Genomic DNA, 23765 nt, shown 5'->3' on the forward strand with positions numbered 1-23765 from the left:
CTTCCAACTCTTTGGAACGGCTTGGAATTATCCACTTTAGTCTTTTTTGTCATATACTTTACAATTTAGTGTAAAGCTATATCAGGACAAGACATTTCTAGAACAGTGTAAAGGACCGTCAACTTATAATTGGGCTGCTAAAAATTTACACCAAAGTGGTGTCTTTTGCAGCGGAATCACTGGTGTACTTTGGAGCGGAATGGTGGTGTAGTATAGTGCGGAATATGCAGTTGGCGGAATATCTGTTAAAAACAGAAAATAGAGTTCTTGTTGAGGCAAGCCCCGTTGATGCCATATGGGGTATTGGACTTGCACAAGATGACGTCGATATTGAAAACATCTATTGTTGGCGCGGTCAAAATTTATTAGGCTTTGCATTGATGGAAGTACGAGATTTTCTAGGTCAATTTGGGCAATTTCAAGCACTTCAAAACGCTATGCCACCGCCTTGGTCGAAGTTTTCCGATAAGGACAGTAGGGATATGTTTTGGAGAATGGGATTGGGTGAGGAATATTTGAGCGAATTCGGTACTTATTATGATAATCTGTCTGAAAGGGAACAAACGATATATCAACTGACCTATCCTCCTCCTTATTCATGGATGGATTTTTATTAGCTCAAAATAGGAATGTCCCCATTTCATGAAAAGATTGATCAAGCTATTTTGACATGCCGAATTTAGCCAATTACATTATACATAAAATTAAATCGAACAATTCGGGTAGACTTTGCTGTTTCGTTATGCCATGTTTTTAACGTTTATTGGATCACTGTACGACGCTAATTTTTATGTTAAACCTTTCTTTCGAAAGGTAGCTTGTCACCGCTTCAGCATGCCACACCTACCTTCCACCTGAATAAGCTATAAAGTAGCGAAACACTTCAAATGAATCAGATCCATGAGGTTTGTGGAAAATTATATAATTAGAATTTTGCTCGTCATTCTTTTTGTTTTCTCCAGATGACAGTGTGAGGTTTTGCTCAAGTGCAACGGCTTTTCCGTGCCCGAATAATTTTATTGCAGATTCCTTAAGGTCGGGAAGTAGATCGCTATGCGCAGACAGGTACTTTTTAAGTTTGTCATTGTATGCTTCCTGCTCGGCCTCCGAAAAACCTTCGGATATAAAGAGATTACTTTTCGCGTTTGCGATTTCTCTCAGAAACTCATCCGCATGTCCTGACAGCAAAAATTTACGTAGTTGATCATATTTTGCTAATACTTCCACCTGTAGCTTATTTTGATTCATTTCTGAAAGATCCTGGGAATTGTTCAGACTTGTGACCGAAGTTGGCGCTTCTGCTTCAAAATCCCAGGTATGCGTATAAGCATCTAGCGGTTTTTCAAGCGCTGGAAATTCAAGTTTTTTGATCTCCTTGATATTATCATAATCTTTATTTTCAAGCAGGTAGATCCCTGTGTTTCTACTTATTTCATTGAGCATATCAGAAGTTATCGATTTTTGGCTCTTATTTGACGAGATCCTGATTTTCACCTCCTGTATTCCACTGGAAAAAATGTACTGATTCAACTTGTAAGGGCCAGGGATACCATTGTTCTCCTGTGAATGGGCAATAAGAAAATCATTTAAATATATTTCATAGTCTATATTTCTTATTTCGTGATTGAGCATATAAGATTTCATAGGAAGTTTTCCCTCCGTGTCGGTTTGGTCATTTTTTTTAATGTCACTTTTACCATTTTTTTCATTACTGCAGCATACAAACACGAATGCACAAAAAGCGATTGTCAATATAAAGTATCTCATCATTCTAATTCAACATTATTATTTTAAAATGAATTTACGGTTATTTCAAAACTTTTTGAAATCAATTCTTCTGCCAGTGAAATAATATGTAATGCTGCGCTGGGTTTTGAATGTAATAAGTTTAGGGAAATTTATTGCTATGAGCTGAGTAATTAAAAAGTAGCAAATGAAATAAAAGTAACGAAATTATCAGCATTCAGTTTAAATTTGTATACAGTACCTCAATTAAAGAAGATAAAATGATCGAAGACCTTATTAAGCTGAGGGCAAAATATTATTAGTAATAACTTTATACCAAATGAATCACAGATATCTTTTAGTACTACTTTTTCTCACAGTATGCCAATTGGCCTCGGCCCAATTTGCAAAAATCATTGATAAAGACGGCTATGTAAATGTGAGGAAACAAGCTACAGTGAATAGTGCGGTTGTTTCAAAAATTGCTGCTGATGAAATTGTTTATGCATTTCCTGATGAAAAGTTCGGCGATTGGGTAATTGTAGATTATACAGACAAAAGCAACAAGAGTATCACTGGCTATGTACACCATTCAAGAATTAAATATATCGAATCCTATAAGCAAATCCCTACTGTATTTTCTGATGAAGGCACAGCAAAATTTATGGCAAAAGATATAACCGTGCAAATAAATTCAGATAGTTTCGATTATGAAAAAAATAAAGGTGATTTTTCATCGACTCAATATGATGGCTATACCGTTGTAGACAAATTTAGAGAGCAGCAGGTCTGGGGAACAGATGGCGAAATCCCTACAAGCCATTATACCTCCATTGAAGCAACTATAAAGGGAAGATTTATCCAGATCCCGGCAAAGGAAATTGAAAGCCTATTTAATGTAAACAACGAGTTTGCAACATGCTACTATGATGACTCAAATGATAGTTTATACATTACTGCTGTTAATGGCGATGGAGCTGGTGGGTATGCAGTTTTATTTGAGATTAAAAAAGGTACATATCATGCAAAGGTGGTAACAATGCCATTTTAGCAATAGCGATAACGGTAAATTTACTGAGTTTTCCTGACCGTTGTCTAAAGTTCATGGAGGCTGCGCCAGCCTTTTTGAAAAATAACTAACTTTGTCCTGCAGTATTAGTAGATACATACAAGCATGCTAGAATGGTGAAAATAATGGTCGTAGAAGACAATGAACGCGTTGCTTCGAGTGTGAAAAAAGGATTAGCAAGTCAGGGCTACCTGGTCAATGTTTTTGGTGATGCGGAATCAGTGATCAAAGAAGCCAAATCTGTTGACTATGATTTACTTCTCATAGACATCATGTTACCAAGAATGAATGGGATTGAGCTCAGTAAACAGATGCGTGCGGCTTACCCCAGGATCCCAATCATCATGCTCACAGCATTGGGCAGTATCGATGAAAAAATATCTGGTTTTGATGCGGGAGCCGATGATTATATGGTGAAACCTTTTGAAATACGCGAACTTTTTGCACGTATCGCTGTCTTGCTCAAGCGGCACAGGGAAATCAGTGAAGAAGAGATTCAGGGGCTGCTGACTTATGATCGTATCAGTATTGATCTCCGGAGTAAGCAGGTTCATAGTCAGGGAAAACTTATTAAGTTGACTCCCAAAGAGTTTGATCTCCTTCACTTCTTTTTGAAGCATAGGGAGACCATGCTCAGCAAGGATGAAATCGCACGTAATGTATGGAGCAAAAACTTTGATACCGGAACAAACTATATTGATGTATATATCAATTATTTGCGTAAAAAAATAGACCGGGATTTTTCACCTAAATTGATTCATACGAAATCCGGACATGGATTTATTTTATCCAATAAAGAATGAAGATTGTCAATAGAACTTCCTGGGTATTTACGCTCTCTTCGGCTATCATCTTGTTTCTATTCGCCTATGCGGTTTATTTCTTCTCGGAATTAAATCGGCAGGAAGAATTTGTGGATCGGCTGCGCTATAAGATCATCTGGCGTGCAGAATTTATTTTTGATGCACAGGTGCAGGAACATCAGATAAGAAGAATTCATGAACAAAATAAAAAGCTGATCAACGAAGCACAGATTACTGTTTTCGATCAGCAGAATAGGGTTGTTTTTTCCGATATAGGCGAACCGACGTATCCCGATGTTAAATTGGAATCTTTCAAAACGTCTAATTTTTTTACATGGGAGCAAGGCAAAGAACTGTATATGGGCTTAAACTATCAATTTGAGGGTAAGCCTTTTTTCTTGATCGGACATGCGTACGATCTAACGGGTTTTGCACATATGGAACGGCTGAAGAATATTTTGATAACGATTTATATCGTTGCCCTATTTTTTATTTTTTTCTCTTCATTTCTATTTGCACGTTATATTCTTAAGCCAATCAATTACATTATACATCAGATAAAGGATGTGTCCGAACATAACTTGGGCACACGTGTCTCCTATAGTAATGCAAAAGATGAGCTCTCAGAACTTATCGAAACATTCAACAATACGTTCAATCGGTTGGAAAAATCTTTCAACAACCAGCGCCATTTTGTATCCATTATTTCACACGAGTTTAGAACACCTTTGGCAGCTATGATCGCCGAACTGGAATTGGCGCAGCAGCTGAATACCAATGTGGATGAGTATTTTAACTCTATTGATAGGGCATTGCTCGATGCGAAGGAGGCTACGGTACTTTCGACAGCCTTGCTGGATTTTGCCCGAGCAAACTACGATAGTTCGCAGGTAAATTTTGAAGAAATCAGACTGGATGAAATACTGCTTGAAGCAAAGTTGGTGGTCTTAGAGAAAAATAAAGACTATCGGGTAAGCATCTCTTTTGATGCTAATGCTGCAATCGACGAAGAGGAAATCTTGGTATCTGCAAATGCCTACCTCTTGAAAGTAGCCTTTTCTAATCTGATCGAGAATGCCTGTAAATATAGTGCAGATCGGCATGCCCAGGTACTGCTCTCCAGAAATAAAACCGTAGCGCAGGTGCAGGTAAAAGATCATGGTATCGGAATAGACAGCAAGGATATCCCGCATATCTTTGACTTGTTTTACCGTGTGGCGGGTACGCCTTCAAAAGAGGGACATGGCATCGGTCTCTCAATTGTTCAGCGGATTATTGAGATGCATCAGGGTACCGTAGCGGTTAATTCAACTCTCCATGTAGGGACTGTGTTTTCAGTCAAACTTAAACTGGTCTATCCAAAGGGGCTTGAATAAGCTAAAAATTCTAATGGTTTTCTAATAATATCACCTCCATATTCAGCCTAATTTTGACTTATCAAAAAAACAAAATTAGGTTGAATCATGAATAAAAAACAGCTTACCTTGGCGTTGTTCCTCAGTTTGGGACTAGGTAGCGCAGAGCTCGCCGAGGCGCAAACCAATGATTTTGGAAATCCAAAACTTACTCATTTCTTAAATAAGGAGCATACACGTTATATCAGCTTCAGCGGGTACGCTGAGCTGTGGGCGAGATATAGCCAGCTCAATCCGGGGAGTTTGGTAAACAACGAGTCCGTTTCGAATGTATCTGATCTTTCTTTGCGGCGTATTAGGGCAAAGATGACTTACAAGCCTACCGAAAATTTACTGTTTGTATTACAGATGGGGCCTACCAACGTAAACGTCAACAGCAAAACTAATACGTATATGGATCTCTTGGATGCCTATGCAGAATATAGTTTCAGTCCCAAACTTGCGATCGGTGGCGGCCGTTCGACTTGGCGCGGTCTTTCCCGTTTTACAACAGGACCGCTCAATACGCTGCTTTACGACTTGCCTCTGTATGCGACATCCAATACTGGGGCGACTGATATGGTCGTACGTGAAATGAGCATCTATGCAAAAGGGCAGTTTGGAAAATTTGACTATCGGGTGGTACTGGCTGATCCATATTCAGCCGCCAGTGCTGATCCAAAATTAAATAAAGCCACCTTCAGCAAAAATGAAGCACAAAAAGATGTGTCAGGCTACTTCCGCTACGCATTTCACGATAAAGAGAGTAACGAAACGCCATTCAATTCGGGTACATACCTCGGTAAAAAAGATGTGCTCAGCATAGGGGCTGGATTTGAGTATATGCACAATGCCCTTTGGCATCTGGATGAACGGCAGATGACCCAAAATGACGATATGCGCAATTTTGCAGCGGATATCATCTATGACGCGCCCATCGACAAAGAGAAAGGAACTTCGATTAGTGCCTATGGTATGGCCATGCACAGCGATTATGGTCCTAACTATCTCCGCTTTGCAGGGACAAACAACCCCGCGACAGGTATCGATGCGGCCAATGCAAGCCTGAATGGTGCGGGAAATAGCTTGCCAAATGCTGGCACGGGAAATACATTTTACGCACAGGTCGGCGGTACACTCCCTTATTTCAATCCATCCAAACATAATTTACAGCTGCAGCCAGCGGTTTCTGTACAAGTAGGGGACTACAAGGCATTGAAAGACAAAAGTCTAATTTATGATGCAGGTATCTCGCTACTGATGCACGGTAATAGCAGCCGGCTGACTTTTGATGCGCAAAATCGTCCGATCTATAATTTAAATGCTGCGGATCAAGCTGTGGTAACAGATCACAAGTGGGCATTTGTGCTTAAATATAGAATTGATTTTAATTAAATAGCAATAACATGAAAAGAAAAGATTTTATCCTTACACTAGGTACTGCTGGCGTAATGAGCTTTGCGGCCACCTCACTGATGGCAAAAGAGAAAAAAGCGAAAACAAAAAAAGTGTATTTCCACTATTTGCTTTTTTGGCTAAAACCTGATTTGTCTGCTGAACAGGTAGAAGAGTTTAAACAGTTTTTTGAAGGTCTTAAAAAGCTTCCCTATGTCAAAAATGTACGTTATGGCAAGCCAGCTGCTTCTTCCCCAAGAGCGGTATTGGACAACTCGTTTACCTACAATGCGTCCATGGAATTTGCGACATTGGAGGAACTAGAGGCTTATGGTAAACTGCCGGGGCACCTCGCCCTTGTCGCTAAATACAAACCTTATTTTGAACGGATGATGGTGCACGATACGGTTTATGAATTCTAAAATTAAAACAACAAAATAATAATTTCAAACATTACAAAATGAAAATGATATCCAAACTAACTATTGCTTGCGTATTGGCAGCATCAAGCTTAACCGCTGTGAAAGCGCAAGAAGGTCATGGAAAAATTAAGGAGGTCAACGTGGAAGCCGAAGGTAAAATGCCTGCAGTGCGATTGATCAACAATCCGGATGGAACCTGCTCGTTTCAAAAAGGCTTTATTCCAACATTGAAACACGCCAATACGAGTACATTTTGGACAAGCAATAAAACAGAAGAATGGGAGAAAAACGCTCATCCAGCTCCAAGAAGACAATACGTGGTTACGCTGAAAGGTAAAATCAAATTTAAAGTCAGCGATGGTTCAACTTTTTTAATTGAACCTGGAACGATTCTTTTGGCTGAAGATTTGAAAGGTACTGGGCATAGCTGGGAAATGGTTCATTCAAAAAGCTGGGAAAGATTGTATATCCCTATCAATGAGGGGGCTGATGATCTTTTCGTAACAAAAAATAACTAACATTTATGTTGTGCCGCAGTCTGACCTGTGGCACAACATTGCCAGTAATTTTTCTTTTTTCCTATCGTTTCCTCTTTTTTGTTTCGTCATCCAATGTTTTTAAAGACTATTGGATTTTCACTGTACGACGCCAATTTTTATGTTGAACCTTTCATTTGAAAGGTAGCTTGTAGCCGTTTTGTATTGTAAGAACGATAGCCAATTTGAAATAGTTTTATCAAAGTGATTTTTTTTATAAATTGTGTTGGCTTAAAATTAGGAATCCCCTTATTGGTAATCCAGAGAGAGCCCATTGGGAAATAAGAAATAAACCATAGATTTTGAGAAAGGACAAGAACTTTGAAATTGCGAAAGAAATTAGTCGGAAGATACAAGAATATCCTTCTTCTCTCTCTTCCGAAGAAAAGTACAAATTATATTGGCTGGCATTTGATCACATAAAAAAAAGTGCTTATAGCGGTAATCCGGAAGGTCAATATGATTATGCGCAACAGTTTGATTCAATTAATTTTTTAGGTGTTAATAATCCATTATACAATCCAAAGAAATGTATCTATTGGTATACAAAGGCGGCCAATGGTGGTTATGCAGAGGCTTATAATAACCTAGCGGATTTTTATGAAAGAGGCGAAGGGATTCAGCAAGATTTAAAGATGAGTTACGCATTATATAAAAGAGGGGCTAAACTCGGGTCAATTATTGCAAAAGCAAATTTGAAAATATTTGAAAGGGAAATAAAACAAGGGAAGTACAGGCTATAATTTCTATAGTAAAGATTTTCTTTTTGATATTGTAAGTAATCTAGAGGATTGTTGCCAAAATGAGCATTGGAGTTAATAAAAATGATGATGAAAATAAATAATCAATGATATGGAGAATGTATTTTTGCTATGGCACACCCACTTTGACGAATCATTAGATGGAGGAGAAGACGTAAAATTGATAGGAGTTTACAGTACCAAGGAACTTGCTGAAAATGCGTTAGTAAGAATGTCCAAAGTAGAAGGTTTCCGGGATCATACAGCGGGTTTTGAGATATCAGAATATAAAATAGATAAGGATAACTGGACTTCTGGCTTTATAACCGAATGAACTTAATAACTTTTGTATAAATAAAAACCCGTCCCCAGCATAAGTTTTAATGTTATGCTGCATTGCCTTCCGTAATTTCCTATTTAAATATAGCTTCCATTTCAGTAATTTTAAGAGTATCTTGTTCAATATTTACTGTCCCAAACAGGTTCCGAAAAATGGAAGGCCTATTTCTTATTGCAAAAAAATGTGTTTCCTTGAGCTTTCCCTTATTGTTGAAATATAGGAAATATTAATATCCAGAAAAGTCAAAATAGTATTTCAAATTCTGTCATTTTTGCAATAAATTGAGGAGTTTATTCTAAAGCAATGAGCAGATATTTTCCACGAACCATTTTAAAATTATTCAGAGTTTATAACCAAGTTTATGCGCAATATGATAAAGATAAAATATACCCTTAAAATCCACATCTTAGTTTTGCTTTGCTTTTCATGCTTTATGGTGAAATCTCAATCCAATGTTATTTTTCCAGTAATTGAGCACAACAATGATCAACTTGACAAAGTTTTTTTTAAAGAAATAACTGAAGTAAATTCGAGTATCTTCAATTTGGATGCGGTTGTCTCTTTTGAGAAAGCTGATTCTACTTTAAATATCTTCTACATGGGAAGGGATTTATTATACGATTATCTGTTGGGCAATTCAAAAGAGATCCTCGGAGTTCAAATAAAAGGTAGGATTATTGGAATACATAAAAGTGCTGAGAAATTATTAGATATAAAACCGGAAGTAGCTTTAGCTTCGAAGATATTTATAAAGCGGAGGAAGTTAAACAAAAATAAAGAGCTAATAGATTTTCCATCACCAACGGATTATAAACACTCCATATACAAGCTAGATAATTCAAAATTTAGACTTATAGAGCGAGATTTTACTCATGTACAAGAACTTTGAAATTGCGAAATAATTGATTTTTTATGAAAATAGGGCGTATTATTAGTTGGTTTGATAGAAGAGATGAGAGGCTTATTGGTGAATTTAATATAGACTTTATACCTTTAGATCTTTTGAAGGAGACTTTTAGACCTCCGATTGAAGATCCTTTAATGTACAATCCTTATGATATTAATATAGCGGAATCTGAAATTCTAAAAAAATATGTAGACATTGAATTCGAATTTGATAAATATATATATCAAATTGATTGTTTTCAGGCTTGATAATTAGGAGACTTTACACATAGAAATATCAGCTTTTAGTAAAAAAGGATTGTAATGAACAAATTGACAGTTTTTGAAATGGCTCTGCTTTTTGCCTTAGCAGAGAAATACCCGGTTTTGTATACTCATATTGATAAAATATATGTAGGTGAAAGAGAATGTACCGGTATGGGGCAATACGTATTCTTAAAATATTATGATGAAAATGATATTCTCCCAATTTCCGAAGATATTCTCTCAGTTGATAAAATCATAATAACAGAAGGATTGGAAATCGGGATTGGGTTCATTGGAAATATTGAAAATTTTAAATTAGTTAATTTGGAACTATTCGTTTATGGTTCTAACGATTGGGATTGTGTTTTTCAAAATTTCTTCTTAAAAGACTTAAAGGACCTATGATCAAGGTCTTTTTTTGTTTTGAAGATTTTACCAAAACAGATTTAGTTACCTTGGAGCGTGTGGGGAATGATTGGAAAGTATCTAAATCAATCAATTCGTATAAATAAGAGCGATTTCAAATAAATATATATGTTGTAGAGCCACGTCGGGAGATGTGGCTTTTTTACGTCAAAAGGGCCTGATGTTAAATCAGACCCTTTCTCTTAGCGTTTATTTGTACAGTAATCTTTATGTTTCCTATCGTTTCCTCTTTTTTGTTTCGTCATCCAATGTTTTTAAAGACTATTGGATTTTCACTGTACGACGCCAATTTTTATGTTGAACCTTTCATTTGAAAGGTAGCTTGTAGCCGTTTTGTATTGTAAGAACAACTGCCATTTCCAAATAGTTTTATCGGAGTGATTTTTTTTTATAAATTGGGTTGACTTATTTAAACTGTATGAACATCTTGGTTATTCTAATGTCATTCTTGTTCGCCCATATTCCGCAAGTTAACGCTTATAATGGCTAGCGGGTTCCTATCGCTGACAGATTGTCGATTGTACGTTGAATAAAAGCATCAGACGCTAAATTTTTAACCGTATTCTTATTGAGTATACCATTCTGTTCTTTTAAGATATATTCACTAGCTTTAAACCACTGCATCGGTATTCCATCTATTTCTTTGTCTGGTAAATAAGAATAAGTGAAATTCAGTTTTTCGATGTCGGAGACCAATTTCTTTACTTCATCGGCGTAATTTCTCAGTTGTGACACGCTGAGGCTATCTTCAATCCTTTTTGTCAACAATCGGTCCTCATACAATCTCGATTCGGTGAGCTTGATGACTTCAATAAAAGAAGCGACCGACGAATCATCAGAACCATCCCACCAATAATCACAGAATTGTTCATTTTCAGTGTCAAAATAAATCCTCCGTTCTTCTGTTGACATTAAGAAGCCTGGACGTTCATAACTTTCTGTTGGAATATCACCCCAAACGGAAGCCCATCGGGTTGTTTTGGAATAATAAAAACATCCAGTAAACTCACTCTCCATATACCTGTCAATTGTTAGTCCTAAGGATAAATAAAAACCGTTTTCTAGCTTTTTTGAAAAAAATCCTTGTGCGCTAGATATAGAGTCTTTAAAATAGAGGTACCCCAATGTCGCTAAAGGAGCCTTGACTTTAGTGATTAATTTTGCTTTTGTTAACTTCATTTTTTCAAGAATATTTCTCACCTCAAAAACTTCTCAAACAGTTCTCTTTCCTATCTGTACGCTATCAATATAATAGGTGCTCCTTTTGATGTCTTTGAGAGCTGCACTGTAGTCTGGGCATAACCTAACGAAAATAATGATGCGAAAAGGACAGTAAATATTAATTGTTTCATGTTGATTAATTCACATGAGTTGTTGTCAATATAAGTTATTTCTAAGTTTTGAATAAAACCTAATTATTTTTAACTCAAATACATCACCATAGCATCTCCATTCTCCGCAGCTTTTTTATAGAAGATTTTGAGATCATCGAAGTAATCGAGAAGATATTCCAAGGCATTTTCATCATCTTTCCAGATGTCAGGGTAGATACCTTCTTCTATCATCTTATTCGGATTATAGTTTGCTGAAAGCTCTTCCTTTGTAAGATCTTTTATCGCGCTATATATTTCTTTGGTTTGTTCAGCTGTACTATATGTTGCCGGGCCATAACCCATATCTTGATCGGGGTCAATTTCTGTAGGCCCCATAAGTATACCTAAAAGCGGTGCTTCTTCTTCAACTGCTTCTGCCAAGCTTTGTCCAGTAATTAGGAAAAAAATGCCTTCCCAAGCTTTATCTAAATACAGAAAGTTTTCGCTATCAATATTATTTTGTTTGAATGCAATATCTTCTAAACGTCTACTATCTGCGATAAAGTTATTAAGTGTTTCGTTATCTACACGTAGATAGCTTTGTGTCATTCCCATGGTATAATTTAAAGGTTAAAGTGTTTTTCTGATACCCATGTCTTGATATCTCATTTATATGGCCTTTGTTAAATTTTGTATCTCCATAAAAATAATGAACTACGCTATTTAAAACAATACGATAAATTCAATTATTTGAAATTTTCTTGATGGGCGTGTTATTATTCGACGTCTTCCTTTGTATCAGCAACCACTCATAAATCCAGGGCTCAGTTTCATAAAGGTATTGGGTGCCGTGACCTTCACCTGCGATGCGGTGAAAGATCATATTTACATTGCACTTCTTTAGAGATTCGGCTATACGTTCTGTTTCGTGTATGGCGATTTCGTTATCCGTTCCATGATACGTCAGGATAGGGATGTCTTTAAGTGTACAAATCCGAGTGGTGTCGCTATAGTTTACTCCTTCCTCTAAGCGTCGCGCGTTAAAAAGAGTTAATAACATTGCTAGATGTTTGGTTTTATAATATTTTTATTGTAAAACTAATTGAAAATGAGTAGACTGCAGTTGTTGTTGCTATTGCTCTTTATCGCAAACTTATCTTCTGCACAAGATCTGAAAGGCACGATTAAAGATAAGTATTCGGGTGATATTCTTATAGGTGTTTCGATCAAAGTAGCTTCACGCAGCACCTATTCCGATAGCTATGGCAAATTTATATTGCCAGGCATTAAGCTTGGAGATACAATTACCTTTTCTTCAATAGGATATCGCGAGGAAAAATATATAGTTGATAATAGCAATCTTGATAATTTGGTCATATATATGAAGCAAACAACGATATTGTTGGATGAAGTCAAGATCAATTCTTTAGGAAATTATAAGGCTGATTCCTTAAAGTTTCGGGAAGAATTTGCCAAGACTTTCAATTATAGCAAACCCAAATTTAAAGACATTTTCATCAGCAAAAATTATTCTTCAAATGTCCCGAGACACCCTAATCAAGCTAGCAATAGTACCGCCTCGCTGATTAGTATTGATGTGCTTTCTGTTATTTCTATGTTAGGGAAAAATAGGACCCCTCAATCCAAGCTCCAACAGAAATTGATAAAGGAAGAAGAAGAACAGTATCTTGATAATACCTTTTCGAAGCGTAAGGTTCAAAATTTGACGGGCCTTAAAGGTGATTCTCTACAAACTTTCATGCAGTTGTACCGTCCGAATATTGACGCCGCTAAATACATGTCCGACTATGATATTATCCTGTACATCAAAAAATGCTACCATGAATATATCGAGCCTTAAACTTCGCCCCATTAAGTCAATTTGTTAGAAGATATGGCACTTATTATTTTAAGATAAATAGAATAGCGCAATAGAAATTCCTAGTGATGCAATTAATGGTACAATGGAAGATTTGGCTCTATACTGTAGATCATTAGGAAACATTTGTTGTCTGATAAAAAATAGACCAGTTGCACCTATGCCCGAGAGGATGAAGTTAACATAAAATATATTCTGGCTCATTTCAGGATAATTATTTCGAATATAATTTATAATAATTAGTTGAATGCCTATATAAATAATACTATAAAAAGTAGTAATAACAGCTCCTTTTATATTTTTTATTTTTATGAAATTTAGCACTTGAAGTACACCACCAAAAAAGACACCAAATATTACGGAAAGCATCCAAATAAGTGTATTTGTATATAGTTCAATAGCGTTTACGTCCTCTGTGAGCCCTTTGTCCCATCCTTTGTCCACTATTTTTTCACTATCGTTTTTTTTGGCAATTAAAGCTTCGATTCGTGCTGTTTCGGAAGGAGTAAAAGTTCGCCCACGTTCCTGTAGAATCTCGTAGGCATATTTTACAGCATTTGAAACAGATCGACTATCTGGTTCTATATATTTTTCGAGTTCTCTATCTGATAGTTTACTAATAACATTTTTATTAACCATATTTTGAGAAGAATTTAAGATTGAATGCTTTATCAGTAAAGATCTAAATTTAATATTATTTTTAATTAAAAATCTACTGCTAACCTTCACCTCACCATTTCCGCCATTTACCGAGTTTTCCGGATTGTTGGTCTAAAGCAAGTAGGCTAGAGGCGTATTGTGTCGTAGTTTTGAGTCAACAAATAAGAACAAAAACCATCAAGAGCATCGACGGAAATGCTCATGATAGCTTCATCACACTTGAAGAACAAATTATTTAGATGAAAAACTAACAATACAAAATAAAGACATTATGAACCATCATGAGTGTATTCAAAAGGCACTCATGATAGCTTTATCATCAAATAAAAAACAAATAATTTCGAGAAAAAACGCTAGTAAAAACATTCGCAGCAGCAGCCCTAATCGCAGTATCCACATTTTCTATGGCAGCTGAAGGACCTGGAGCCAAAGCAACAAAAACAAACGTTAACCTTTCCACAGCAGACTTGGCACTCGATCACTATGTTGCGGTAACTACGGAGGGCGAATCAGCAGGAGTAGAGGAGTTATTCGCAGAAGATTTCAATCAAAAGATCCAGGCCTCCAATGCACAGTCTAACAACCGTAGTGCCGTAGTTAAACTATTGAAAAAGCAAAAAGGAGGGAAGCTGAACTGTACAGTAAGCACAGACATTTTAGAAGAATCGGCAGACTATATGGTCGCTAAAGTGACCTTGAAATTTGAGAACTTCACCAAAACAGATTTAGTTACCTTGGAGCGTGTGGGTAATGACTGGACAGTGTCCAAATCAATCAATTCGTATAAATAGAACTTTACAACTTGTGGTTTGCCAGTAACAAAAGACTAACTACTAGTGAATCATCTATTTAAGTTTAGTTTAGAAGCCAGATCGTGAAATCTGGCTTTTTGATTGTTATTTACGAACACTTACTCTTTTTGTATTTACAATCTGATCATTTGTGTTTTTAAATTCAAGAATATAGTTGCCAGGCCTTAAATATAGAAATTCCCTTGTTTTTTTGATGAAAAGCTGGTCTGCTGGTATTCGATGTCCTTGTTTTTCGTCTGCATAATAAGCTTGAACAAAAAGCCCTTTTTGTCCTTGCGTATCTAGCTGTACCGACTTTGTAAGATTATTATCTGATAAGTACTCAGGGCGACTATTTGGAGTTAGATAGCGGGGGTAAAAAAGTGAAATATCCACAAAGTCATCATGCCAGGCTGTATCGTTTTTTAAAGCGACGACAGGTTTGCTAAAGCTAAACGAAACAAACTTGTTTACGGTAAGGAATTCGTCCGTTTCAAATTGGGAATAATATCGTTCAATATGTCGAGTTTGTGATATTGTTAAGGGGTCGATATTGGTCATTTCTTTAAAGAACTGAGCCATTTTTTTCCAGTTGGTTCGTGTATTTTCATGGATATGGTCATATCCTGCATACACAAGCAGTTTCGCATCAGGATCAGTTTTTAGCAATTTTGCTAGGTTGGCGGCTTGTAATGAGTCGCGCATGCGATTACTATTTGTATTGTTGGCGTCATAATTTATCAATACAAAATTTTGTCGCAATGCTTCCCTGATCATTTCTGCGAAAAGGGGCTCATGGCTATAATAGCCTGTTGTATCTGTAACGGTTCGTGTCGTGTTAATGTTTTGATCAGCAAGGTCTTCAATAGCTAAATATTTAAAACCTAATTTGCGAAACCCATTTAATAATTGAGCTGCAAATGTGCGATGATAGGGAATATTATGAGCTTCGTTGATCATGACTACTTTTTCATTTTTGGCCTTTTTTAGGATGAACTTTCTGGCATCGACAAAGTCGTGCTGCTTATAAAATTTGCTATCATATTTTATTTCATCGTTTTTGAGCGCGTGGACATATTGCTGATCCCAATAAAATCTGGAGCTATCATAGTTGCCGATAAAAGAATGATAGGTAGATTGGAGTTGATAAAAAAGAGATTTCGTTCTTGCATCCATGCTATCCACTGTTAGCTTGTTGAATTCCTGGATAGCTATCTGGTAGTTTTCTGGATGCTTTTTAAAAAGTTGGTCATTGAGATCAAATAATTTTTGCGTTGTGATTTGTCCTGAGACTAAGTCGCTAATTATAAGTAGGAATAGCGTGAAAAATATCTTCATAACTAGTTTTTTAGTTTTATAACTAATATATTAGTTTGAATCCTGCTTTCAAAATTAATCTGTTAGAAATTGGATTCCACCGCTGAATTTGCCTTCGAACACCATGTTGCGGTAAAGACCGAGGGAGAATCAGCAGGCGTAGCGCATAGTTACCTTGGAGCGCGAAGGTAATGACTGGAAAGTCTCCAAATCGATCAGTTCGTATAAATTAGGAGCCATCCCTTACAAATAGATAAGTTGTGAAGCCATGTCGTGAGGTGTGGCTTTTTCTATTTTATGTTGTTTTCAAGTCTGAGGTAAGTAGAAGACTTCTCTGCAAAATTGGAGGCTGAAATAGTTTAGAAAATTATGTATTATTGCTAGCGTACATATTATGCAAAGTAGTTTTACGATGAGACTAAAATTTCTCCTTGTTATTTTGGGGCCAAGCTTTTTGCTTTTTTCTTGCAAAAACAAGAGTTTAACAAATTCCATTTGGAAAAATTGTGGCGATAATAGTGACCTGCAGGATATCCTTGTGTTTAATGATACGTATAATTTCGTACGGAATGATACCATTTATAGCAGGCTGGTTATTGACTCCCCAATCGCTGTAATTAACCGGATTGATAGCTATTATGGCGAAAGAAGATTATATCTAAATAGGCTTTCTGATCAAAAAACCTATAGGTACTGTGAGCAATAATTGATCATATTAACATGTTTTAATTTATGCAACTCAATAATGATCAACAGTATAATGTCGGTTTAAGAGTGAAAAAAACTAAAAATTGGCCATTCTTATTTATTGTATTTTTATTGGTTTTGGCAATTGTATATTCACGGTTAATTACTCATTCTATGATTATAGGGAAATATTATTTTAAATATCACGAATGTACTGCTATGGGGGATTTACCGAAAAGCGATGATATGCTTACTTTGCTTGATGAAAATAAATATAGAAGTTCTTACTGGGGAAATGGGGAATATCGTATAGAATATAAGTTTTTTAGAACACTATTAGTTTTAAGCAATTCAGGTGGGACGGTCTCAAATGAGTTAGAAATAAAAAAAGTTGGAAATAAGATCAATATTGTATTGGATGATACCTGTAATTTTTTTTATGAAAAGGCTGATTGGAAGATATCGGATTAAATAGGAGAAATTATATTACCATCAAAATCTAGTTAAAGCATATCAAGTTAATCTTTTTTTCAATATTTTATTCTTCAGGGAGCTACGTTTTTTATCATGATATCGTTTGTCTTTTTATTTAAAAGGCTGGTACGCTCGCTGAAAGAATATGTTAGCTATATACTATCTTTTCTGATTGCCTATATCTTTTTAATGCTCCTGCTTTGGCAGATAAATGGCGGGGATCTGTTTGTATTTGTTCAGAAGTATCATAATAATAGAGATTTTTGGGCAATGGTTTTCCCTTTTGCTTTTTCCAATATTTGCATGATAATAAAATCGATGCTAAAAAAATGACGAATTATTTTTTGTGAAAAATATTGAGATTTTATGAATCTGGCTTTTTTACGTCAAAAGGGCCTGATTCTCATCAGACCCTTTCTCTTAGCGTTTATCTGTACAGTAATTTTTATGTTTCCTATCGTTTCCTCTTTTTTGTTTCGTCATCCAATGTTTTTAAAGACTATTGGATTTTCACTGTACGACGCCAATTTTTATGTTGAACCTTTCTTTCGAAAGGTAGCTTGTAGCCGTTTTGTATAGTAAGAACAGTTGTCGATTTGAAATAGTTTTATTGGAGTGATTTTTTTTATAACAGGATATTTACCATGAAAGAGGAATTTGCAAAAGAAAATTGGCTAAAAATAATTGACCGGTCGAATAGCATTAGAGATATGATTGAAAGTCAGGATGATTGAAAATGGCTTATATTCTATAATTCAGCTATGGAGAAAGCTTATAAATTGATTCCCCAACAATTAGTAATTTTATTTAGACCTGCAATTTTGTAAAGAGAATGCTGGGCTCATCCGTTCAACATCCATCGATCACTATAGTTCGGCCTGGACTATTATGGTTAGCGGGTTCTGTTTGTCCATGTTGTAAAATATAAAACTCTGATTTTAGCAATTATGAAAATCTATTGTTCGAGGATGGGTTTAAATAACTTTTATAGGGGTCTTGTTCGTACCTGCTTCGTACAGCCTTCGGATCAGAACATGTAGGGTTCGATTGTTGACTAGTCTCTGAACAGTGTTTCCCTGTTCAGAGACTGTACAAGGTCTGTTGGGTGTTTGTACATTATCTGTAGTTGATCCGAACGTGGTGCGAATCTGATACGAAGCAGGCTCACCTCTCTATTCCCGCCATTCACCGAGTTTTCCCGTCTATTAGTCTAAAGCCCGTAGGCTAAGGGCCTATTGTGTTGTAGTTTTGAGTCAACAAATAAGAACAACAGTAAGAACAACAGAACTAACAATATAAAAAAGACATTATGAAAACGCTAGTAAAAACATTCGCCGCAGCAGCCTTAATCGCAGTATCAACTTTCGCTATGGCAGCTGAAGGACCTGGAGCAAAAGCAACAAAAGCAAAGGTTAACCTTTCCATCGCAGATTTCGCTTTAGAGCATTATGTTGCGGTAACGACTGAAGGAGAATCAGCAGGAGTAGAGCATTTATTCTCAGCTGATTTCAATCAAAAGATCCAAGCTACCAATGCGCAGTCTAACAGCCGTAGCGAAGTGGTTAAATCCTTGAAAAAACAAAAAGGCGAAAAGCTAAACTGTACAGTAAGCACAGCTATCATCGAGGAATCGGCAGACTATATGGTGGCTAAAGTGACGTTGAAATTTGAGAATTTCACCAAGACTGATTTAGTTACTTTGGAGCGTGTAGGCAATGACTGGAAAGTATCTAAATCGATCAATTCGTATAAGTAGTATCCAACAACTAGTGGTTTGTCAGCTCAGGCAGGCTACAGACCACTAGTGAATCATATGTTTAAGTTTAGTTTAGAAGCCAGGTCTTGAGATCTGGCTTTTTTGTTTTGTCATGTAATGTGCGTTACTCGTTGATTGCCGATCAAGGTTTTAGTTCAAAAAAGTATGTTAGATGATTGGTATGAGATGAAGAATAAGCCGATAATTTTAAATTTGTAATGATGATGGATAAAAAAGAACTTATTTTAATGATTGAAATTCAGTTGAAAAGCTTTATAGATTCCAGAAGACCGAAAGATGTAGAAGTGCGCAAAAAATTGGATTTTGGTTATTCGTGGGATGGACAAACGGCTTTACTGTTTGAAATTAGACCACAATGGAATGACCCATCGAATATTTTAGAATTACCGTTTGCAAAGCTTCGCTTTGTGAAAGCATCTAAAATTTGGAAACTCTATTGGATGCGAAGATCGGGCAAATGGGAGGCTTATGAACCGAAGCCCGAGAGTACTAATCTGCAATTATTGTTGGATGAAATAAATCATGATGGATATGCATGTTTTTTCGGATGATAAGCTTCATGAAAAATTATTTCCTCCTATCTTTTTTATGGCACCACGATAGTATTGTTTTCATTCTTTTGAACCATCCCATACGTTAGTGACGTTACATTGACTGTTAGCGTTGAATTCATTGTTATTTTATGGTTGAATAAGATAGTTTACGAAACGGTATTTCTGATATTGTTACAATTAGGTAAGTTGTTTAAAAAGTACACTCCGCACTGTTCAATTCTGGCTAAAACGAGACTCGTGATGTGAAATTTAATTCAAGACTGAATTCTCTATTTTTAAATGCTCCAGTTTTTAGAGGAGAGGTCAATGCCCGAAGATCTGACTGTAAATGACAGGAACTTCAAGTTAGGAAAAAGATTAGGGAAAGGATTAGGGAAAGGATTAGGGAAAGAAATAGTTGTAAGTGCTTGCTCCTACATACCACTTAATTTGGCGCAATCGAAGGTAAATACTATACGATAGATTGTTTTGTTGTAACAAATATTTACTAAATTTGTTACATATTAGATTATTTTTAATGTCGGAAACATCTAGAAATAAGATAGAAACAAAGATTTTTAAGTCTTCTCGCGGCGAATTTTTTTTCGCAGATGATTTTAAGAATTATGGGACACCAGAGAATATCAGGTTGACACTTTTCCGCCTGGAGAATGATGGACTTATTGAAAGATTGGCTCATGGTATTTATATTAAACCTAAAAAGGAGCCTTTATTGGGTACAATATATCCTAGTGTTGAAGAAATTGCTAAAGAAATTGCAAGGCGAGACAAAGCTCGTATTGCTCCGACAGGTGTATTAGCGTTGTATTTATTAGGGCTGACTACGCAGGTGCCGCTAAAAGCCGTTTATCTAACAGATGGTTCACAGCGGGATATTGAAATAGGTAAGCGTACAATCAAATTTAAACGTACTGTACCCAAAAGCTTTGCGATAAAAGATGATTTATTACAGTTGGTTGTTTCAGCTTTTAAAGAACAAGGTCAAGAGGGACTTTCTGAAGAATTCTTAAGCATGATCAAACATTCAGTCAAAAAGATAGAAAAACAAATTCTTGATTCTCAGTTGAAATATGCTCCAGTATGGATCCAGAAAGAAATAACTAAGCTTTACCAATCCTAAAATTATGTGGTTAAATCTTAAGACAGAACAAAAGAGGCTTGTATTGGATCAATTGAGCAATATAATGGGATTGCCAGCTTTTGTTATTGAAAAAGATTGGTGGGTGTGTATTGTTCTGAAGGATGTTTTTGCATCGAAAAGGGAGGTTAAGTATCCTTCCGACTGACGAGGTAATAAAAGAGTGGGCAGCGGATTATAAAACCATGCGTGAAAATATGATAGTGAGAGAAAGTCTAACATGGGAAGATCTTCTAAAAAGTGTCAAAAGAATTGAAGATAAGTTTAATATAAATCAATTTTCAAAAGATAACGAACCCCCTAAAAAGCGTAATTAAGTAAAGTTACTTATTAGGAATCTAATATTTTTGAGTACGGATATAATTTACTCCCTTAATTGGATTTTACTGAATTTATGCCCCTTAAAAATGGTTGCTTAGTCAATTGCTGTTCGTATTGTTCTTTGCTTATAAATGGCCATAGCTCATGATCTCCTGAATGCTTAAATTCTTTAAATTGCTCATTCCGCTCATTTAGTTTCACGCTATAATGCTGTCCAAAAGTGAGTGCGGTAAATAGTAAGTCTTTAAATGAAAATCGAAATAACGGATTTGTATGATCAAAGTAAGACCACTCATCCTCAAAATCTGAATTTAGAAATAAAATAATGCTTTGTAATCGGTAAATATTTTTACCTCCTCATTTCTACCATCCATGGAGTTTTTAGGCCAGGGTCGTATTAAAAACATTCGCAGCAGTAGCTTTAATCGCCGTATCTACATTTGCTATGGCAGCTGAAGGTCCAGTTTCAAAATCAGCAAAAGCTAACATTATAGCTAGTGGTCTGCCAAATCAAGTTATAGGCAGGCCATTAAAACCCTGAGGAAATAAGATATTGAGCCATTTTCAGAATCACTATCGAAATACATAGACGCTTGCAATAAACGGCAATTTTCAAACAAACGTATCATCAAAAGTTGTTTAATTAGGAAATTAGCCAAATCTGTAGCATGGAGAGTGCTGCTTTTTTTATACGGCGACTGAGCATGAAATTATGGATATTAATGTTAATTTTATATGAAATTAACATCTGTTAGGTTAATTTGCATCAATTAAATATACCGAATTCATGATAGCTGGACTGAACCATATTGCCATATCAATGGATGATTTTCTCTTATTACAAGCTGGAGATCAGTCTATTTTTGGTATTGTGTTTAATTATTACCAGCCAATTATCTATTTTAAAGTGAGGCAGCTCTGTAAAAGTGATAGTGATGCGGAGGAAGTTACACAGGAAGTTTTTATTGAATTTTATTTAAAGAGGATGCAGCTTTCCGGTCCGGAAGCCATTTTCCCCTTTCTATTTGCTATTTCAAAAAGAATGGCCATATCCAATTTCCGTAAATCGCTGGTCCGGTCCAACTATCTGCAGTCGCTTCAGCACACTTGGCTTGAAAATTCCTTTTCGCTGCAGGATGAACTGGAAGGCAAAGAACTGCAGGTCATCCTGGAATCCATTATTGAACAATTGCCGCCACAGCAGCAGGCAATTTACCGACGGAACAAGTTTGAGGATCAATCTTATCAGGAAATTGCCGATGAGGAAGGCCTCTCCAAAAATACGGTACGCAATCATCTTAGTCTAGCCTCGAAGTTTGTCCGGTTCAAGCTGGATAAAATCCTGTCCATCTTTTTTTTCTAAGCAACTCGGGTTGCCACCTCTTTTTCTGTAGTTGTAATTAGCCATCTCAGGGGGGCAAAAAAAGTAGGTTACCTAAAATCCGTAAAAAAAATATTTTTCTATTGGTACTTTTTTCGAGTTCGCGCGATTATGTAGTTGAAATCGATCCAAAGGAATGAACCAAATTGAACAATACTGCCAATTAATACGTAAATATCTTGCTGATCAAGCCAGTAAAGAAGAACAGGAACTTCTTCAGGAATTAATGGATGATCCCGTATTTCTTCAGGCTTGGGAGAAAGTCTGGCGGGAGAATTCGTATCCCGCACATCCTGCAGCATACCCTGATCCACATCGGATGTTGGAAAATATACTGGCTGATCCCCGAATTGCAACAGCGGCATCTGCTCACCAAAAGACTACAGACGGACATTTTAATTTCAGGAGGAGTTGGTGGCAGGTCGCGGCAGTCTTTCTGGCGTTCTGCGGTGCAGTGCTATGGGGCTACTACAACTTTTATAACGTGGATACGCCACCGAAGGAGCAGCTGTCTAATGTGTCGATCGTACCGGGCTCTGATAAAGCCATGATCATTCTTGAAGATGGAAAACAGATCGACCTCAGTTTGCTCAGTGCTGATACAGTACTTGACCAAGGCGAATATTTGATTACCAAAGATAACAGCGGTCAAATCAGTTATAGTCTCAAAGACAACCTGGCGCCAACAAATAACATCGTTTACAATACCATTGTTACGCCCCGAGGCGGGGAATATACGCTGAGGATGGCTGACGGAAGTCTTGTGCAGCTCAATGCGGGTAGTAAGATTAAATATCCCGTGAAATTTGATACCAAGTTGCGGTCCGTGCAGCTTGAAGGTGAAGCCTATTTTGAAGTCGCCAAAATGGACGTTAAAGGCAAACGGGTACCTTTTATTGTGCAAAGTGGTGCACAAACACTCGAAGTCTTAGGAACACATTTTAACATCAAGAGTTTTGATGATCACATTGTTACTACGTTGGTAGAAGGTAAAGTCAAGCTATCTTTTGCTGATGCTGCCTTGAAAGAACAGGTCCTAGCGCCCACTGATCAGGTCATTTTCGATAAAAACCGAAGGAGTGTGAAAAAGGAACAAGTGGATCCGTTCTATAGTCTCGCCTGGAAAAATGGAAATTTCGCTTTTGATAATGCATCCATCCAAACTGTCATGGACGAGGTTGCACGCTGGTATGATGTTGAGATCAGTTACGAAGACCAGCTGAAGGGACAGCACTTCTCCGGGACAATCTCTCGCTATGAAGATATCGATAAACTATTGAAAACAATTTCTTTCGCCGGTGGCGTACATTTCGAACGTAAAGGAAGGAGGATATATGTGCTAAACTAACACTGATGAGATGATAAGCATGTATAACAATCAGGAGCGCGCCAACGCCCCTGAAAGTTTTGTCTTTTTCTCGACATGGATGAATAGTAAAACCGTTAAATTTTATCTCAACCGAATGCAATT

General features: G+C 36.6%; 25 protein-coding genes. 20 read left to right on the top strand and 5 right to left on the bottom strand.

Translation table 11 applies throughout. The annotated features are described in order from the left end of the window. The first annotated feature begins 155 nt into the window (after nucleotides 1–155). The gene (locus tag L1283_RS24255; protein WP_429626513.1) at nucleotides 156–617 is read left to right on the top strand and encodes an NADAR domain-containing protein; all 462 of its coding nucleotides are present in this window, start codon (nucleotides 156–158) and stop codon (nucleotides 615–617) included. 226 nt (nucleotides 618–843) lie between these two features. On the opposite strand, the gene L1283_RS24260 is transcribed toward L1283_RS24255, so the two are convergent. Continuing rightward, the gene (locus L1283_RS24260) at nucleotides 844–1770 is read right to left on the bottom strand and encodes a hypothetical protein (RefSeq protein WP_286849046.1); all 927 of its coding nucleotides are present in this window, start codon (nucleotides 1768–1770) and stop codon (nucleotides 844–846) included. A gap of 295 nt (nucleotides 1771–2065) precedes the next feature. On the opposite strand from L1283_RS24260, the gene L1283_RS24265 reads away from it, so the two are divergent. The 11 genes from L1283_RS24265 to L1283_RS24315 all read left to right on the top strand — a co-directional run bounded on the left by L1283_RS24265 (nucleotide 2066) and on the right by L1283_RS24315 (nucleotide 9981). Further along, nucleotides 2066–2776 (top strand): hypothetical protein, encoded by a 711-nt coding sequence (locus L1283_RS24265; RefSeq protein ID WP_286849045.1) that lies wholly within the window; start codon nucleotides 2066–2068, stop codon nucleotides 2774–2776. 131 nt (nucleotides 2777–2907) lie between these two features. Next, nucleotides 2908–3597 (top strand): response regulator transcription factor, encoded by a 690-nt coding sequence (locus tag L1283_RS24270; RefSeq protein WP_286849043.1) that lies wholly within the window; start codon nucleotides 2908–2910, stop codon nucleotides 3595–3597. Beyond that, complete coding sequence (locus L1283_RS24275) at nucleotides 3594–4973, top strand: sensor histidine kinase (RefSeq protein WP_286849041.1); 1380 nt, start codon at nucleotides 3594–3596, stop codon at nucleotides 4971–4973. Before L1283_RS24270 ends, L1283_RS24275 begins: the two co-directional genes overlap by 4 nt. Nucleotides 4974–5060: 87 nt before the next feature. Further along, entirely contained in the window at nucleotides 5061–6386 is a 1326-nt protein-coding gene (locus L1283_RS24280) for a hypothetical protein (RefSeq protein WP_286849038.1), read from the top strand. An 11-nt stretch (nucleotides 6387–6397) separates the two neighbouring features. Beyond that, nucleotides 6398–6808 carry a Dabb family protein gene (locus tag L1283_RS24285; protein ID WP_070565284.1) on the top strand — a complete coding sequence of 137 codons (411 nt, stop codon included), beginning with the start codon at nucleotides 6398–6400 and terminating at the stop codon, nucleotides 6806–6808. A gap of 38 nt (nucleotides 6809–6846) precedes the next feature. Then, nucleotides 6847–7326, top strand: a complete 480-nt coding sequence (locus L1283_RS24290) for a hypothetical protein (protein ID WP_239468731.1) — start codon at nucleotides 6847–6849, stop codon at nucleotides 7324–7326. Between the two features lie 320 nt (nucleotides 7327–7646). Further along, nucleotides 7647–8087: a tetratricopeptide repeat protein gene (locus tag L1283_RS24295; protein ID WP_286849035.1), complete on the top strand. Its 441-nt coding sequence runs from the start codon at nucleotides 7647–7649 to the stop codon at nucleotides 8085–8087. Nucleotides 8088–8196: 109 nt separating this feature from the next. Beyond that, entirely contained in the window at nucleotides 8197–8418 is a 222-nt protein-coding gene (locus L1283_RS24300; protein WP_112373528.1) for a DUF7336 domain-containing protein, read from the top strand. A 376-nt stretch (nucleotides 8419–8794) separates the two neighbouring features. Continuing rightward, a complete protein-coding gene (locus L1283_RS24305; protein WP_146752978.1) occupies nucleotides 8795–9313 on the top strand; it encodes a hypothetical protein in 519 nt (172 codons plus the stop codon). Nucleotides 9314–9336: 23 nt separating this feature from the next. Next, nucleotides 9337–9579 carry a colicin E3-like toxin immunity protein gene (locus tag L1283_RS24310; protein ID WP_112373526.1) on the top strand — a complete coding sequence of 81 codons (243 nt, stop codon included), beginning with the start codon at nucleotides 9337–9339 and terminating at the stop codon, nucleotides 9577–9579. Nucleotides 9580–9633: 54 nt separating this feature from the next. Then, nucleotides 9634–9981: a hypothetical protein gene (locus L1283_RS24315; RefSeq protein ID WP_112373525.1), complete on the top strand. Its 348-nt coding sequence runs from the start codon at nucleotides 9634–9636 to the stop codon at nucleotides 9979–9981. Nucleotides 9982–10488: 507 nt separating this feature from the next. Here the strand turns inward: L1283_RS24315 and L1283_RS24320 are convergent. Together L1283_RS24320 and L1283_RS24325 are read right to left on the bottom strand one after the other, a co-directional pair. Then, nucleotides 10489–11181, bottom strand: a complete 693-nt coding sequence (locus L1283_RS24320; RefSeq protein ID WP_291096145.1) for a hypothetical protein — start codon at nucleotides 11179–11181, stop codon at nucleotides 10489–10491. 242 nt (nucleotides 11182–11423) lie between these two features. Next, nucleotides 11424–11930 (bottom strand): YfbM family protein, encoded by a 507-nt coding sequence (locus L1283_RS24325; RefSeq protein WP_075991455.1) that lies wholly within the window; start codon nucleotides 11928–11930, stop codon nucleotides 11424–11426. 493 nt (nucleotides 11931–12423) lie between these two features. Between L1283_RS24325 and L1283_RS24330 the strand changes: the two genes are divergently transcribed. Next, the gene (locus L1283_RS24330) at nucleotides 12424–13176 is read left to right on the top strand and encodes a carboxypeptidase-like regulatory domain-containing protein (protein ID WP_291096149.1); all 753 of its coding nucleotides are present in this window, start codon (nucleotides 12424–12426) and stop codon (nucleotides 13174–13176) included. A gap of 48 nt (nucleotides 13177–13224) precedes the next feature. Here the strand turns inward: L1283_RS24330 and L1283_RS24335 are convergent, their stop codons facing one another. Beyond that, nucleotides 13225–13833: a hypothetical protein gene (locus tag L1283_RS24335; protein WP_112373519.1), complete on the bottom strand. Its 609-nt coding sequence runs from the start codon at nucleotides 13831–13833 to the stop codon at nucleotides 13225–13227. Between the two features lie 425 nt (nucleotides 13834–14258). Here L1283_RS24335 and L1283_RS24340 point away from each other — a divergent pair, with 425 nt between their 5' ends. Further along, on the top strand, nucleotides 14259–14645 hold the full coding sequence (locus tag L1283_RS24340) for a hypothetical protein (protein ID WP_291096151.1): 387 nt from the start codon (nucleotides 14259–14261) through the stop codon (nucleotides 14643–14645). A 105-nt stretch (nucleotides 14646–14750) separates the two neighbouring features. Here L1283_RS24340 and L1283_RS24345 read toward each other — a convergent pair whose 3' ends face one another. After that, complete coding sequence (locus L1283_RS24345) at nucleotides 14751–15983, bottom strand: hypothetical protein (protein ID WP_291096153.1); 1233 nt, start codon at nucleotides 15981–15983, stop codon at nucleotides 14751–14753. 711 nt (nucleotides 15984–16694) lie between these two features. Here L1283_RS24345 and L1283_RS24350 point away from each other — a divergent pair. The 6 genes from L1283_RS24350 to L1283_RS24375 all read left to right on the top strand — a co-directional run bounded on the left by L1283_RS24350 (nucleotide 16695) and on the right by L1283_RS24375 (nucleotide 23642). Further along, the gene (locus L1283_RS24350) at nucleotides 16695–17120 is read left to right on the top strand and encodes a hypothetical protein (RefSeq protein WP_312353074.1); all 426 of its coding nucleotides are present in this window, start codon (nucleotides 16695–16697) and stop codon (nucleotides 17118–17120) included. Nucleotides 17121–18432: 1312 nt separating this feature from the next. Beyond that, nucleotides 18433–18879, top strand: a complete 447-nt coding sequence (locus L1283_RS24355) for a nuclear transport factor 2 family protein (protein ID WP_429626514.1) — start codon at nucleotides 18433–18435, stop codon at nucleotides 18877–18879. A 221-nt stretch (nucleotides 18880–19100) separates the two neighbouring features. Continuing rightward, nucleotides 19101–19451 carry a DUF3024 domain-containing protein gene (locus L1283_RS24360; protein ID WP_429626515.1) on the top strand — a complete coding sequence of 117 codons (351 nt, stop codon included), beginning with the start codon at nucleotides 19101–19103 and terminating at the stop codon, nucleotides 19449–19451. Between the two features lie 520 nt (nucleotides 19452–19971). Beyond that, nucleotides 19972–20574 carry a DUF6088 family protein gene (locus tag L1283_RS24365; RefSeq protein ID WP_286850523.1) on the top strand — a complete coding sequence of 201 codons (603 nt, stop codon included), beginning with the start codon at nucleotides 19972–19974 and terminating at the stop codon, nucleotides 20572–20574. Nucleotides 20575–21700: 1126 nt separating this feature from the next. Continuing rightward, the gene (locus tag L1283_RS24370; RefSeq protein ID WP_429626516.1) at nucleotides 21701–22276 is read left to right on the top strand and encodes an RNA polymerase sigma factor; all 576 of its coding nucleotides are present in this window, start codon (nucleotides 21701–21703) and stop codon (nucleotides 22274–22276) included. Between the two features lie 154 nt (nucleotides 22277–22430). Beyond that, a complete protein-coding gene (locus tag L1283_RS24375) occupies nucleotides 22431–23642 on the top strand; it encodes a FecR family protein (protein WP_429626517.1) in 1212 nt (403 codons plus the stop codon). Nucleotides 23643–23765: the final 123 nt, after the last annotated feature.

Origin of the sequence: Sphingobacterium sp. HSC-15S19 (genome assembly GCF_050433745.1) — a bacterium.
GTDB classification, from domain to species: Bacteria; Bacteroidota; Bacteroidia; order Sphingobacteriales; family Sphingobacteriaceae; genus Sphingobacterium; species Sphingobacterium siyangense.

What these genes read in the sequence shown, in the direction of transcription:
- L1283_RS24325 (WP_075991455.1), bottom strand. Translation starts at nt 11,930, where the DNA reads ATGGGAATGACACAAAGCTATCTACGTGTAGATAACGAAACACTTAAT.
- L1283_RS24360 (WP_429626515.1), top strand. Translation starts at nt 19,101, where the DNA reads ATGATGGATAAAAAAGAACTTATTTTAATGATTGAAATTCAGTTGAAA.
- L1283_RS24315 (WP_112373525.1), top strand. Translation starts at nt 9,634, where the DNA reads ATGAACAAATTGACAGTTTTTGAAATGGCTCTGCTTTTTGCCTTAGCA.
- L1283_RS24275 (WP_286849041.1), top strand. Translation starts at nt 3,594, where the DNA reads ATGAAGATTGTCAATAGAACTTCCTGGGTATTTACGCTCTCTTCGGCT.
- L1283_RS24310 (WP_112373526.1), top strand. Translation starts at nt 9,337, where the DNA reads ATGAAAATAGGGCGTATTATTAGTTGGTTTGATAGAAGAGATGAGAGG.
- L1283_RS24270 (WP_286849043.1), top strand. Translation starts at nt 2,908, where the DNA reads ATGGTGAAAATAATGGTCGTAGAAGACAATGAACGCGTTGCTTCGAGT.
- L1283_RS24350 (WP_312353074.1), top strand. Translation starts at nt 16,695, where the DNA reads ATGCAACTCAATAATGATCAACAGTATAATGTCGGTTTAAGAGTGAAA.
- L1283_RS24285 (WP_070565284.1), top strand. Translation starts at nt 6,398, where the DNA reads ATGAAAAGAAAAGATTTTATCCTTACACTAGGTACTGCTGGCGTAATG.
- L1283_RS24365 (WP_286850523.1), top strand. Translation starts at nt 19,972, where the DNA reads ATGTCGGAAACATCTAGAAATAAGATAGAAACAAAGATTTTTAAGTCT.
- L1283_RS24345 (WP_291096153.1), bottom strand. Translation starts at nt 15,983, where the DNA reads ATGAAGATATTTTTCACGCTATTCCTACTTATAATTAGCGACTTAGTC.
- L1283_RS24300 (WP_112373528.1), top strand. Translation starts at nt 8,197, where the DNA reads ATGGAGAATGTATTTTTGCTATGGCACACCCACTTTGACGAATCATTA.
- L1283_RS24330 (WP_291096149.1), top strand. Translation starts at nt 12,424, where the DNA reads ATGAGTAGACTGCAGTTGTTGTTGCTATTGCTCTTTATCGCAAACTTA.
- L1283_RS24355 (WP_429626514.1), top strand. Translation starts at nt 18,433, where the DNA reads ATGAAAACGCTAGTAAAAACATTCGCCGCAGCAGCCTTAATCGCAGTA.
- L1283_RS24320 (WP_291096145.1), bottom strand. Translation starts at nt 11,181, where the DNA reads ATGAAGTTAACAAAAGCAAAATTAATCACTAAAGTCAAGGCTCCTTTA.
- L1283_RS24305 (WP_146752978.1), top strand. Translation starts at nt 8,795, where the DNA reads ATGATAAAGATAAAATATACCCTTAAAATCCACATCTTAGTTTTGCTT.
- L1283_RS24290 (WP_239468731.1), top strand. Translation starts at nt 6,847, where the DNA reads ATGAAAATGATATCCAAACTAACTATTGCTTGCGTATTGGCAGCATCA.
- L1283_RS24370 (WP_429626516.1), top strand. Translation starts at nt 21,701, where the DNA reads ATGATAGCTGGACTGAACCATATTGCCATATCAATGGATGATTTTCTC.
- L1283_RS24260 (WP_286849046.1), bottom strand. Translation starts at nt 1,770, where the DNA reads ATGATGAGATACTTTATATTGACAATCGCTTTTTGTGCATTCGTGTTT.
- L1283_RS24265 (WP_286849045.1), top strand. Translation starts at nt 2,066, where the DNA reads ATGAATCACAGATATCTTTTAGTACTACTTTTTCTCACAGTATGCCAA.
- L1283_RS24335 (WP_112373519.1), bottom strand. Translation starts at nt 13,833, where the DNA reads ATGGTTAATAAAAATGTTATTAGTAAACTATCAGATAGAGAACTCGAA.
- L1283_RS24375 (WP_429626517.1), top strand. Translation starts at nt 22,431, where the DNA reads ATGAACCAAATTGAACAATACTGCCAATTAATACGTAAATATCTTGCT.
- L1283_RS24280 (WP_286849038.1), top strand. Translation starts at nt 5,061, where the DNA reads ATGAATAAAAAACAGCTTACCTTGGCGTTGTTCCTCAGTTTGGGACTA.
- L1283_RS24340 (WP_291096151.1), top strand. Translation starts at nt 14,259, where the DNA reads ATGGCAGCTGAAGGACCTGGAGCCAAAGCAACAAAAACAAACGTTAAC.